Genomic DNA, 12,132 nt, shown 5'->3' on the forward strand with positions numbered 1-12,132 from the left:
GGTGATCGACATCAGCCCCGCGAAGCCCTGCGCGATGAGGTCGAAGCCGCCCTTGTCCGCGTAGGGCCCGGTGCGGCCGTAGCCGGTGATGGCGCAGTAGATGAGGCCCGGGTTGATGGCGGACAGCGCTTCATAACCCAGGCCGAGCTTGTCCATGGTGCCGAGGCGGAAGTTCTCGACCAGCACGTCGGCGTCTTTCACCAGGCGTTGGAGCACCTCGCGTCCACGTTCCAGCTTGAGGTTGAGCGCCAGGCCGCGCTTGTGGCGGTTGAGCATCATGAACGGCGCCGACACGCCATTGACCTGCGGGTCGCGGTAACCGCGCGAGTCGTCGCCGCCGGGCAGCTTCTCGATCTTGATCACCTCGGCGCCCAGGTCGGCCAGCAGCAGGCCACAGGTGGGCCCGGACATGATCTGGCTCAGTTCGAGCACGCGCAGGCCGGCCAGCGGGCCGGCGGAAACGGGCCGCTGCATGTTCACTGTCCCTTCCAGACCGGCGGGCGTTTGTCGATGAAGGCGCGCACGCCCTCGCGGAAATCGGCGCTGCCGTAGACGGCGCGGATGAGGTCGTCGCCCTCGGGCAGACCGTGCACGGCCAGGCGCTGCAGCGCGGCCTTGCTCACGCGCTGCGTCACCGGCGCCAGCGCGGCCAGCCGCTGCGCCAGGGCCAGGCCTGCCTCGCCCAGCGCCTCGGGCGCCACCAGCGCGTGCAGGCAGCCGCAGGCCAGGGCCTCTTCGGCCGACACCATCTCGGCCAGCAACAACATGCGCTTCACCCGCTCGTGGCCCCAGGCGGCGCGCAGCCGCGCGATGTTGGCCATCGACAGGCCGTTGCCCAGGGTGCGCGCGATCGGCACGCCGAACTTCGCGCCCGGCGTGGCCAGGCGGAAGTCGCAGGCGGTGGCGATGGCCAGGCCGCCGCCCACGGCCCAGCCTTCCACGAGGGCGATGGTGGGCATGGGCAGGCCGGCCAGTTGCGCGATGCCGGCGTCGATCTGGCGCTCGTAGGCGATGCCGTCCTCGCCACCTTGAAAGTCCGCGAACTGCGCGATGTCGGTGCCTGCGACGAAGGCCTGCCCCCCCGCGCCACGCAGCAGCACGGCGCGCACCGTGGCGTCGTTCGCCAGGCGCTCGCAGGCCTCGCCCAGCTGCTGGTACATGGTCCAGGTCATGGCGTTGCGCGCCGCGGGCCGGTCGAACACCAGGGTGGCGATGCCGGCGTCGATGCTCAGCCCGACGCGGCCGCTGTCGTCGCTGGCGCTCATCGGTAGAACAGGTCGACGAGGAACATCGGCACCGCCGGCACGTAAGTCACGAGCAGCAGCAGGGCCATGAGCACGCCGATGAAGGGCAGGTTCACGCGCGTCACCTTCCACATGTCGGCCTTGGCGATGGAGCAGGCCGTGGCCAGCACGCTGGCCACCGGCGGCGTCTGCTGCCCGATGCCCAGGTTGAGCGTGACGATCAGGCCGAAGTGCACAGGGTCGATGCCCACGGCCTTCACCAGCGGCATCACGATCGGCACCACCAGGATGATGGCCGCCGCCGAGTGCAGGAACAGCCCCGCCACCAGGAAGAAGATGTTGAGGATGGCCAGCACCGCCCACTTGTTGTCGGTGAGCGAGGCGATCCAGCTCGCCAGTTGCTGCGGCATCTGCTGCTCGGTGAGCAGGTGGCCGAGCAGCGCGGAGGCGGCCACCAGCAGCATCACCACCGCGGTCTGCACGCTGCCCTCCACCATGGACTCGTAGAGGTGCTTGAAGTTGAGCTCGCGGTAGATGACGCCGCCGATGAACAGGGCCGCCAGCACCGCCAACGCCGCGCCTTCCGTGGCTGTGACCACGCCACCGAAGATGCCGCCCAGGATGATCATGGGCAGCAGGAAGGCCCAGGCCGCGTCCTTGAAGGTGGACCTGACGCGCTGCCAGCTGAACACTTCTTCGACCGGGTAGTTGTAGCGCCGCGCGTACCAGTAGGCCAGGGCCATCATGCCGCCGCCGCCCAGGATGCCGGGGATGATGCCGGCCACGAAGAGCTGCACCACCGAGGCCTCGGCCATCACCGCGTACAGGATCATCGGGATCGACGGCGGGATGATGATGGCCAGCGTGGCCGAGGACGAGGTGACCGCGGCGGCGAATTCCTTCGGGTAGCCCTTCTTCTTCATCGCCGGCACCAGGATGGAGCCCATGGCCGCCACGTCGGCCACGGCCGAGCCGGAGATCTCGGCGAAGAACAGTGAGGTGCCGATGTTGACCATCGCCAGCCCGCCCTTGATGAAGCCGAACAGCGCCGAGGCGAAGGCGATCAGCCGGCGCGACAGGCTCGACGAATTCATGATCGCGCCGGCCAGCACGAACAGCGGAATCGCCAGCAGCGGGAAGCTGGTGGCGCCGTTGAACATGGTGATGGCCGCGCCCAGCAGTGATTCCATGCCACCGTGCAGCACCATGGCCGCCATGGCCACGGCGCCGAGCGCCACGGCGATGGGCACGTTGATCAGGATGAGGGCCAGCAGGCCGACGAACATGCCGAGCGCCATCATGATTGCATTGCCTTTTCGATTTCGCGTTGCATTTCCTGCTTCTCGGCATCGATCACGCCTTCGCCACGCGCCTGGCGCAGCAGCTCGGGCAGCGTGAGCAGTTGCGCCGCGATGAAGACCAGCGAGCCGATCGGGATGACCGATTGCGTCACGCGCGTGGGCACCCAGGGCAGGCTGACCATCGCATCGCCTTCGAGGATGACGAGCACCTCGTAGCCGAACCAGCCGAGCAGGGCGAAGAACAGGATCACGATGCCTTCGCCCAGCAGCACCAGGGGCACGCGCAGGTGCGGCGGCATGGCGTTGACCAGCCCGGGAAATCCGATGTGCGAGCGCTTGAGCGCGGCCAGCCCGGCCCCGTAGTAGGTGAGCCAGGCCAGCGCGATCGAGGCGACCTCGTCGTACCAGACCATGGGAATGCCCAGCTTGCGGTAGGCCACGCCCATGAGGACGATGACCGCCAGCGAGCCCAGCAGGAAGATGACGAACGCCGTGAGCGTGCGTTCGAACGCCAGTCGCAGGGAATTCAGCACGGTGAGCCGGCCTCAGAACTTCGCGCCGAGGTCGACGGCGGTGTCCACCAGCTTGGCGCCTTCGGGCACTTCCTTGCCGAAGTCGGCATAGACGGCCTTGCTGGCGGCGATGAAGGCGTTCTTGTCGGGCTCGTTCACCTGCACACCCGCGGCCTTGATCTTGTCCACCAGCTCCTTGTCGAGCTCGGCCGCGGTCTTGTAGACGAAGGGCTGCACGTCTTTCGCGGTCTTCTCGAGCACGGCGCGCACGTCGGCCGGCAGCGAGGCGAACTTGCGCGAACCCGCGGCCAGGTAGGCTGGCGTGTACACGTGCCCCGTCATGGAGAGGTACTTCTGCACCTCCTGGAACTTGGAGGAGTAGATTTGCGTGAGCGGGTTTTCCTGCCCGTCCATCACGCCGGTCTGCAGCGCCACGAACACCTCGGACAACGCCATCGGCGAGGGGTTGGCGCCGTAGGCCTGGAACATCTTCACGCGCCACACGCCCTGGGGCACGCGCAGCTTCATGCCCTTGAGGTCCTCGGGCTTGTTGATGGGGCGCACGTTGTTGGTCACGTTGCGAAAGCCGTTCTCCCACACGCCCAGGATCTTGTAGCCCTTCTCGTCGGCCATGGGGGCCAGCGCGGGCCAGACCACGGCTTTCTCGATGGCCATCATGTGCTCGCGGTTCTTCACGAGGTAGGGCATCTCGAACATGCCGAAGGCCGGCACGGTGGAGGACATCACCGTCGAGGGGATCGAGAGCTCCAGCGTGCCCAGGCGCAGCTTCTGCATCATTTCCGTGTCGCCGCCGAGCTGGCTGGAGCCGAACACCACCACCTTGGCCTTGTTGCCCAGGCGCTCATTGGCCAGGCGCGCGAACTCGTTGGCCGAGCGCTCGAACAGCGAGCCGGGCCCGCCCACGTGGCCGAGCTTGATCTCCATCTGCGCGTGCGCGGCGCCGGCGGCCAGCAGCAGCGCCGAGGCGGCCAGCGCAGTGGTGGCGACACGGCGCGTGAAAGCCGCGAAAGAACGGTGGCGAGTGGGCATGCTTGTCTCCTGTGTGGTTGTCGTCCGCTGAAAACGCCAGGCCCCGCCCACGGACGCTGCGGGGCCGATTCGTCGGTGCTCAGGCCATCGCGGGCTGCGCTTTTTCCTTCGCGACAGGCGCGCCTTGCAGCAGGCCGCCCGGGTGCGCCGAGAAGTGGTCCATGACGGCCTGCACGCCCGAGGCGGCCAGTCGCACGCCGGCGAGCTTCAAGCCCATCTCGCAGCCGGCCACCGTGGCCACCAGCGTGAGGTCGTTGCTGTCGCCCAGGTGGCCGATGCGGAACATGCGGCCCTTGACCTTGCCCAGGCCGGTGCCCAGCGAGCAATCGAAGCGTTCGTAGATCAGCTTGCGCACCGCGTCGGCGTCCACGCCCTCGGGCGTCATCACGCCGGTGAGGATGGGCGAGTACACCGCCGGGTCGGCGCACTGGATCGGCAGGCCCCAGGCCTGCACGGCGGCGCGCACGCCGGCGGCCCAGCGCTGGTGGCGCGCGAACACACGGTCCAGGCCGTCGGCCAGCAGCATGTCGCAGGCCTCGCTCAGGCCATAGAGCAGGTTGGTGTTGGGCGTGGACGGCCAGTAGCCCGTCTTGTTCATCTCGATCATCTCGGCCCAGCCCCAGTAGGCGCGCGGCATGGTGGCCTTGGTGCTGGCCTCGATGGCCTTGGGCGAGAGCGCGTTGAAGCCGATGCCGGGCGGCAGCATCAGGCCCTTCTGCGAGCCGCTGATGGACACGTCCACGCCCCACTCGTCGTGGCGGTAGTCGGCACCGGCCAGGCCCGAGATGGTGTCCACCAGCAGCAGCGCCGGGTGCTTCGCGGCGTCGATGGCGCGGCGCACGGCGGCGATGTCGCTCGTCACGCCCGTGGAGGTTTCGTTGTGCACCACGCAGACGGCCTTGATGCTGTGGCCACTGTCGGCCTTGAGGCGCTGCTCGATGCGATCGGCCTGCACGCCGTGGCGCCAGCCTTCTGCCCCGGGCAGGCCCAGCACCTCGGTCTTGAGGCCCAGGCGCGTGGCGAGCTGGTTCCACAGGAAGGCGAAGTGCCCGGTCTCGTACATGAGCACGTGGTCGCCGGGGCTCAGCACGTTGACCAGGGCCGCTTCCCAGGCGCCGGTGCCCGAGCCGGGGTAGATCATCACCGGGTGGCGGGTCTTGAATATCGCCTGCATGTTGGCCAGCACCTTCAGGCCCAGGCGCCCGAACTCGGGGCCGCGGTGGTCGATGGTGGGCAGGCTCATGGCGCGCAGGATGCGATCGGGGACCGGCGAAGGCCCGGGGATCTGCAGGAAGTGGCGGCCGGTGGGGTGGGCGTCAGTGGTGAACATGTGGAAAGCCAAGTGAAAGGTTCTCGGGCATTTTTTGTATTCAAAATTCAAATGTCAAGGGCATTCGCCCTAGAATCCCTCGGAAACGCCCCGGTTGACGGCTGTTTTTTTGCATACAAAATTGCGCAACATGAGCTCCCAGGCCCCCAGCATTCCCCGCACCGTGTTGCACGAACAGGTGGCCGCGCGCCTGCGCCAGATGCTGGTGGAGGGCGACATCCCGCCCGGCGCCAAGCTCAACGAGCGCGCCCTGTGCGAGGCCCTGCGCATCTCGCGCACGCCGCTGCGCGAGGCGATCAAGATGCTGGCGGCCGAGGGCTTGGTCGAGCTCTTGCCCAACCGCGGTTCGGTGGCGGTGCAGCTCGACGAAGAGGATGTGCGCCACACCTTCGAGGTGATGGCGGGGCTCGAGGCGCTGTCGGGCCAACTGGCGGCCCAGCGCATCGGCGAGGCCGAGGTGGCCGAGATCGAGGCCATGCACTTCGAGATGCTGGCCGCCTACACGCGGCGCGACCTCTCCACCTATTACCGGCTCAACGCCGCGATCCACCGCGCCATCAACGTGGCCGCGGGCAACCCGGTGCTCACCAGCACCTACAACCAGGTCAACGCGCGCCTGCAGGCCCTGCGCTTCCGCTCCAACCAGGACGGCGAGAAATGGCAGCGCGCCGTGGCCGAGCACGAGGCCATGGTGGCCGCGCTCAAGGCGCGCGATGGTGCGGCCCTGGCGCGCGTGCTCACGCAACACCTGCACCACAAACGCGACGTGGTCATCGAACAGATGCGCGCCGCCCAGAACGACAGCCCCGCATGAACGCACCCGAACCCATCCGCGTCAGCCGCGCCGAGGCTGATCGCTCCTACGACGAGGCCGCGCGCCTGGGCGGCGAGGTGGCCGGGCAACTGGCGCGCGAACTGCGCCAGCACACCCAGGGCGAGGTGCTGTTCTCAGCCGCCGACCGTGGGCGCTACGCGACCGATGCCTCCATCTACCAGCAGACGCCGGTGGGCGTCTTCGTGCCGACCACGGCGGACGACGTGGCCACCGCGCTGCAGGTCAGCCGCCAGTTGCGCGTGCCACTGGTGCCGCGCGGCGGCGGCACCAGCCAGTGCGGGCAGACGGTGGGCACGGGCCTGGTGATCGACCACAGCAAGCACATGCGGCGTGTGCTCGCGGTGGACGCCGAGGCCCGCACGGCCACGGTCGAGCCGGGCATCGTGCTCGATCACCTGAACGCGCGGCTCAAGCCCCTGGGCCTGTGGTACCCGGTCGACGTGTCCACCAGCGCGCAGGCCACGCTGGGCGGCATGGCCGGCAACAACTCCTGCGGCAGCCGCTCCATCGCCTACGGCAACATGGTGCACAACGTGCAGGGCGCGCAGGCCTGGCTGGCGGATGGTCAGTTGCTGGACTTCGGCGCCTACGCGAGCGCCAGTGGCGAGGCGCGCGCCATCGGCGACTTCGTTCGCGAGCTCGCGGCGCAGAACGCCGGCGAGATCGATGCGCACTGGCCCAAGGTGCTGCGCCGCGTGGCGGGCTACAACCTCGACGTCTTTCACAACCAGAACCCCAGGCCTTACACCGACGATGGATCGGTGAACCTGGCGCACCTGCTGATCGGCAGCGAAGGCACGCTGGCGCTCACGCGCTCGCTCACGCTGCGCCTGAGCGAGCTGCCCAGGGCCAAGGTGCTGGGCGTGGTGAACTTCCCCACCTTCTACCAGGCCATGGACAGCGCCCAGCACATCGTGAAGCTGGGCGAGAACATGCCGCAGGGGCAGCTCACGGCGGTCGAGCTGGTCGATCGCACCATGATCGAACTCTCGCTGAAGAACCCCGCCTTCGCGCCCACCATCCGCACCGCGCTGGCGCCGCGCATCAACGGCGGCCGGCCCGATGCCGTGTTGCTGGTGGAGTTCAGCGGCCCGAGCAAGGACGCCATCCGCCACAAGCTGCGCGAGCTGGTGGAATTGATGGGCGACCTGGGCCTGCCCGGCAGCGTGGTCGAGATGGTCGACGACGCGCCGCAGAAGAGCCTCTGGGAGGTGCGCAAGGCGGGACTGAACATCATGATGAGCCTGCGAGGCGACGGCAAGCCGGTGAGCTTCATCGAGGACTGCGCGGTGCCGCTGGACAGCCTGGCCGAGTACACCGACGCGCTGACGCAGGTGTTCCGCCGGCACGGCTCGCGTGGCACCTGGTACGCGCACGCCTCGGTGGGCACGCTGCACGTGCGGCCCATCCTCGACATGCGAACGGACGGCGCCGCGAAGATGCGCGCCATCGCCGAAGAAGCCAGCGCGCTGGTGCGCCGCTACAAGGGCGCCTACAGCGGCGAGCACGGCGACGGCCTGTGCCGTGGCGAGTGGATCGAGTGGCAGTTCGGCGCACGCCTGAACGAGGCCTTCCGCGCCATCAAGCAGCGTTTCGACCCCGACCACTTGCTGTGCCCGCGGCGCATCGTCGATCCACCGAAGATGGACGACACCCGGCTCATGCGCTTCCCGCCCAGCTACCGCGTGGTGCCGATCCGCACGGCGCTGGACTGGAGCGCCTGGAACGTGCAGAACGACCCGGTGACCGAGCGGACCAGCGCGCCGGGCAGCGGAGGCGACCCCGCGCAGGGCCTGGCCAAGGCCGTGGAGATGTGCAACAACAACGGGCACTGCCGCCAGTTCGACGCGGGCACCATGTGCCCGAGCTACCGCGTCACGCGCGACGAGCAGCACCTCACGCGCGGGCGGGCCAACACCCTGCGGCTGGCGCTCAGCGGGCAGCTCGACGGCCTGTCGGGCGCCGAGGCCTTCACCAGCGAGGCCGTGCGCGAGGCCATGGAGCTGTGCGTGGGCTGCAAGGGCTGCAAGCGCGATTGCCCCACCGGCGTGGACATGGCGCGCCTGAAGACTGAGTGGCTGCACCACCACCACGCGCGCCACGGCCACTCCCTCAAGGACCGGCTCGTCGCTCACCTGCCCGACTACGCGCGCCGCGTGGCGCCGCTGGCACCGCTGCTCAACCTGCGCAACCGCTGGCCCTGGCTGGCCGCGCTGGGCGAGCGCTGGCTGGGCCTGAGCGCGGCGCGCAGCCTGCCCAAATGGCGCCGCCGCCACTTCTTCAACGAACCGCCGCGCACGGCCACCCGCGAGGAGGTGCTGGCCGCCGAGCGCGGCGTGGTGCTGTTCGTGGACACCTTCAACGGCCACTTCGAGGACGAGAACGCGCGCGACGCGCTGCGCGTGCTGCAGGCCGCGGGCTACACGGTGCACGTGGCCGCGAAGCAAGAGGGCAGTGGCCACCTGTGCTGCGGGCGCACCTACCTCGCGGCGGGCATGGTCGACGCCGCGCGCGAGAAGGCGCGTGAGCTGGTGGACAGCCTCTGGCCGCTGGCCGATCGTGGGCTGGCCATCGTGGGGCTGGAGCCTTCCTGCCTGCTCACGCTGCGCGACGAGCTATTGGTGCTGGGCCTGGGCGAGGGCGCGCAAGTGGTGGCGGACCAGGCCCTGCTGTTCGAGGAGTTCCTGGCGCGGGAGGCGCGCGATGGCCGGCTCGATGCGTTCAGGTCCCGGCTGCGTCCGCTGTCGCAACCGGTGCTGGTGCACGGCCACTGCCACCAGAAGGCCTTCGACGCCGTCTCGCCGGTGATGGAGGTGCTGCGCTGGCTGCCCGGCGCGCAGCCCACGCTGATCGAGAGCAGTTGTTGCGGCATGGCCGGCAGCTTCGGTTACGAGGCCGCGCACCAGGCGGTGTCGATGCAGATGGCCGAGCTGAGCCTGCTGCCCGCGGTGCGGGCCCAGCCCGACGCCATCGTGGTGGCCGACGGCACCAGTTGCCGCCACCAGATCCACGATGGCGCGCAGCGCGAGGCGGTGCACGTGAGCCGGCTGCTGGCGCGGCAACTGGGTCACTGAATCCGCGGCCAAGCTTGCGCGGTCGGCGAGCGCCTCAGCCGGGCTGCCCCATCGTGTCCCCCATGTCCGCCGGCCGCGAGGCCACGAAGCCCAGCCGCCCGATCTGGAACAGCACGTTGCGCAGCAGGCGCGCCAATTGGGCGCGGGCCTCCCGCGAGGGCGTCAGTGCCATGAGCGAGATCGAGGGCAGGCGGGTTTCCACCGCGTCGTCTTCGCTGGGCACCCAGCTGCGCAGCAGGTGATCGCGGCCCAGGGACAGGCGTGCGTCCACCAGCGCGACGGCGCGTTCCAGCTTGTTCACGTCTTCGAAGCCGATGTCCCAGCAGACCTGCCGGCCCTCGTGGCGCTCGACCACGCTGCAGCCCAGCGGCAGGGCCCAGCGCTTGGGCTCGGCCTTGCTGGAGAGCAGGCGCCGCGCGTGTTCCCACAGGGTGCCGTGGTCGGCCACGAAGGATTCGAGCGCCTGGCGGATTTCCACCGCCATGTCGCCCTGCGAACCCGGGCCGGGCACCACGACCACGCCGCCGTTGTCCAGCCGCGCGCTGTCGACGGTGACGCGCTGCGGGTGCCAGCTCGCCGACACCGAGTCGGCCACGCCGCGCACCAGTTCGCGCGCGGCCCAGGGCGCCAGCATCAGCGTCACGCCACCGGATTGCAGGACGCGCAGATCGACCGGTGTGGGCGAGCCTTCGCCCAGCAGGCGCTGCAGCACCGTGGCGGCCTCGCGCTGGTCGTGGCGGTCGGCGCCCATGAGCACCACCACCACGTGGGGCACCGAGCGCTTCATCGCCGGCGCGATGCAGACCATGCACTGCACCTTGGCCTGGGCCTTGGAGAACACGTCGCAGGAGCTGCGGGGCGGGAGGACGGCACCGTCGTGGTTGAGGGCCTGCACGACGGCGGGGGGCGTGTCGATGGTGGTGCGGGGCATGTAAGACGAAAGCGCGACAGCGGACAAGAAGGCGAGAGCGGCCTGCCACTCAGGTCGGCAGGTTCGACGCTTTCTTGACCTGTGGTTCGCCTTCGCCGGATCGCGTGCGCCTGCGGGCGACCGCCGGTCAGGCGGGCGGCCAGTCCAGCGCCCGCGCGCTCTCGAAGCGCCGGGGCTGGCCCGTCACCGGGTCGGTGAAGGCGATGGCGCGCGCGAGCAGGCGCAGCGGCTCGGCGAAGTCCTCGGGCTCGCCGGGACCGCGCCGCACACGCGGGTAGAACTGGTCGCCCGCGATGGGCAGGCCCAGCGCGTCGAGGTGCACGCGCAATTGGTGCCGCTTGCCCGTGAGCGGCGCCAGCGCGTAGCGCGCCCAGGCGCCGCGCACCTCCAGCCGGTCGATGCGCGTCTCGCTGTTGGGTTCGCCCTCGGCCTCCACCATGCGGAAGAAGGCTTCCACGTCTTCCTCGATGCGGCTGCGTCGCGCGAGCGGCATGGCGAGCGCAGGGTCGTGCGCCGCGATGGCCTCGTAGGCCTTCTCCACCGCGCGCTCGCGGAACAGCGCGTGGTAGGCGTTGCGGTCCTGCGGGCGCAGGTTGAACACCACGAGGCCCGCGGTTTCGCGGTCGATGCGGTGGATGGGGTTGAGTGTGTCGATGCCCGTGCGGTGCTTGAGCCGCACCATGAGGCTGTGGCGCACGTAGCGGCCCGTGGGCGTGACGGGCATGAAGTGCGGCTTGTCGGCCACCAGGAGGTGCTCGTCCTGGAACAGGATGTCGGGCTCGAAGGGGATTTCGGCTTCGTCGTCGAGGTGGCGCCAGTAGTAGAGCCGCGCGCCGGGTTCGCAGGGGGCGTCGGGCGCCACGGCCTGGCCGTCGTCGTCGAGCACCTCGCCACGCGCCAGGCGCTGCGCCCATTCGGTGGGTGAGACCACGGGCAGGCGCTCGCCCAGGAACTGCAGCACCGAGGCCCAGGGCGCTGGCTTGGCGAAGGGGACGGCCACGCAACTGGGCGAGACGCCCTCGCGCGTGGGAATCAGCGGGTTCTTGGGGCGGTGGGCCACACGCGGCGGGTGATGTGGCGTTTCAGACCCGGCGCCAGACCAGATCCCACACACCATGGCCGAGCTTGAGGCCGCGGTTCTCGAATTTGGTGAGCGGGCGGTAGTCGGGCTTGGGGGCGTAGCCGCCCTGTTCGTCGCCCACGGTGTTGCGCAGCAGGGGTTCGGCGCGCAGCACTTCGAGCATCTGCTCGGCGTAGGGTTGCCAGTCGGTGGCCAGGTGCAGGTAGCCGCCGGGCTTGAGCTTGCGCGCCAGGCGGTTCACGAACGGGCCCTGGATGAGGCGGCGCTTGTGGTGCCGGGTCTTGTGCCAGGGATCGGGAAAGAAGATGTGCACGCCGTCGAGGCTGGCGTCGGCGAGCATGTGGTCCATGACCTCGACCGCGTCGTGGCGCAGGATGCGGATGTTCTGCAGCCCGCCGTCGCCCGCGAGCTTGAGCAGCGCGCCCACGCCGGGCTCATGCACCTCGCAGCAGAGGAAGTCGTCCTGCGGCCGCACGCTGGCGATGTGGGCGGTGGCGCCGCCCATGCCGAAGCCGATCTCCAGCACCAGCGGGGCCTCGCGGCCGAAGGCGGCCTTCGGGTCGAATGGCCGTTCGGGCAGCGTGGGCGCGTAGGGCAGCAGGAAGCGTGGGCCGTACATCTCGTAGGCCTTGGCCTGCGCGGCCGTGGTGCGGCCGGCGCGCAGCACGTAGCTCTTGACCTGCCGCAGGAAGGGCGCGTCGTCGGGGGAAGGGCGCGGCTGCGCGTGGCGGGGGTCGGTCATGGTCGGGCGGGGATTGTAGGGGGCCCGCCCGG

General features: G+C 69.8%; 11 protein-coding genes. 2 read left to right on the forward strand and 9 right to left on the reverse strand.

From position 1 onward, the window contains the following. The 6 genes from VLG41_RS21150 to VLG41_RS21175 all read right to left on the reverse strand — a co-directional run. Positions 1-474: CaiB/BaiF CoA transferase family protein (locus tag VLG41_RS21150; RefSeq protein WP_325351359.1), on the reverse strand; the 474-nt coding region annotated here is incomplete at its 3' end. Between the two features lie 2 nt (positions 475-476). Further along, complete coding sequence (locus VLG41_RS21155) at positions 477-1,265, reverse strand: enoyl-CoA hydratase/isomerase family protein (protein ID WP_325351360.1); 789 nt, start codon at positions 1,263-1,265, stop codon at positions 477-479. Next, entirely contained in the window at positions 1,262-2,545 is a 1,284-nt protein-coding gene (locus VLG41_RS21160) for a TRAP transporter large permease (protein ID WP_325351361.1), read from the reverse strand. The genes VLG41_RS21155 and VLG41_RS21160 overlap by 4 nt, the downstream gene beginning before the upstream one ends. Continuing rightward, on the reverse strand, positions 2,542-3,078 hold the full coding sequence (locus VLG41_RS21165; RefSeq protein ID WP_325351362.1) for a TRAP transporter small permease: 537 nt from the start codon (positions 3,076-3,078) through the stop codon (positions 2,542-2,544). The genes VLG41_RS21160 and VLG41_RS21165 overlap by 4 nt, the downstream gene beginning before the upstream one ends. A 12-nt stretch (positions 3,079-3,090) precedes the next feature. Further along, a complete protein-coding gene (locus VLG41_RS21170; protein ID WP_325351363.1) occupies positions 3,091-4,107 on the reverse strand; it encodes a TRAP transporter substrate-binding protein in 1,017 nt (338 codons plus the stop codon). A gap of 79 nt (positions 4,108-4,186) precedes the next feature. Beyond that, on the reverse strand, positions 4,187-5,437 hold the full coding sequence (locus VLG41_RS21175; protein ID WP_325351364.1) for a pyridoxal-phosphate-dependent aminotransferase family protein: 1,251 nt from the start codon (positions 5,435-5,437) through the stop codon (positions 4,187-4,189). 130 nt (positions 5,438-5,567) lie between these two features. Here VLG41_RS21175 and VLG41_RS21180 point away from each other — a divergent pair, with 130 nt between their 5' ends. Together VLG41_RS21180 and VLG41_RS21185 are read left to right on the forward strand one after the other, a co-directional pair. Beyond that, positions 5,568-6,251, forward strand: a complete 684-nt coding sequence (locus tag VLG41_RS21180; protein ID WP_325351365.1) for a GntR family transcriptional regulator — start codon at positions 5,568-5,570, stop codon at positions 6,249-6,251. Then, positions 6,248-9,346, forward strand: a complete 3,099-nt coding sequence (locus VLG41_RS21185) for an FAD-binding and (Fe-S)-binding domain-containing protein (protein WP_325351366.1) — start codon at positions 6,248-6,250, stop codon at positions 9,344-9,346. Before VLG41_RS21180 ends, VLG41_RS21185 begins: the two co-directional genes overlap by 4 nt. A 34-nt stretch (positions 9,347-9,380) precedes the next feature. Here VLG41_RS21185 and VLG41_RS21190 read toward each other — a convergent pair whose 3' ends face one another. From VLG41_RS21190 to trmB, 3 genes are all read right to left on the reverse strand, one after another. Then, a complete protein-coding gene (locus tag VLG41_RS21190; RefSeq protein WP_325351367.1) occupies positions 9,381-10,277 on the reverse strand; it encodes a hypothetical protein in 897 nt (298 codons plus the stop codon). Positions 10,278-10,404: 127 nt separating this feature from the next. Further along, complete coding sequence (locus tag VLG41_RS21195) at positions 10,405-11,337, reverse strand: pseudouridine synthase (protein ID WP_325351368.1); 933 nt, start codon at positions 11,335-11,337, stop codon at positions 10,405-10,407. Between the two features lie 22 nt (positions 11,338-11,359). Next, the gene (gene trmB, locus VLG41_RS21200; protein WP_325351369.1) at positions 11,360-12,100 is read right to left on the reverse strand and encodes a tRNA (guanosine(46)-N7)-methyltransferase TrmB; all 741 of its coding nucleotides are present in this window, start codon (positions 12,098-12,100) and stop codon (positions 11,360-11,362) included. Positions 12,101-12,132: the final 32 nt, after the last annotated feature.

Origin of the sequence: Hydrogenophaga sp. (genome assembly GCF_035481345.1) — a bacterium.
GTDB lineage: Bacteria > Pseudomonadota > Gammaproteobacteria > Burkholderiales > Burkholderiaceae_C > Hydrogenophaga.

Coding starts and splice junctions, on each gene's coding strand:
- VLG41_RS21155 (WP_325351360.1), bottom strand. CDS start 1,265: ATGAGCGCCAGCGACGACAGCGGCCGCGTCGGGCTGAGCATCGACGCC.
- VLG41_RS21160 (WP_325351361.1), bottom strand. CDS start 2,545: ATGATGGCGCTCGGCATGTTCGTCGGCCTGCTGGCCCTCATCCTGATC.
- VLG41_RS21170 (WP_325351363.1), bottom strand. CDS start 4,107: ATGCCCACTCGCCACCGTTCTTTCGCGGCTTTCACGCGCCGTGTCGCC.
- VLG41_RS21175 (WP_325351364.1), bottom strand. CDS start 5,437: ATGTTCACCACTGACGCCCACCCCACCGGCCGCCACTTCCTGCAGATC.
- VLG41_RS21180 (WP_325351365.1), top strand. CDS start 5,568: ATGAGCTCCCAGGCCCCCAGCATTCCCCGCACCGTGTTGCACGAACAG.
- VLG41_RS21185 (WP_325351366.1), top strand. CDS start 6,248: ATGAACGCACCCGAACCCATCCGCGTCAGCCGCGCCGAGGCTGATCGC.
- VLG41_RS21190 (WP_325351367.1), bottom strand. CDS start 10,277: ATGCCCCGCACCACCATCGACACGCCCCCCGCCGTCGTGCAGGCCCTC.
- trmB (WP_325351369.1), bottom strand. CDS start 12,100: ATGACCGACCCCCGCCACGCGCAGCCGCGCCCTTCCCCCGACGACGCG.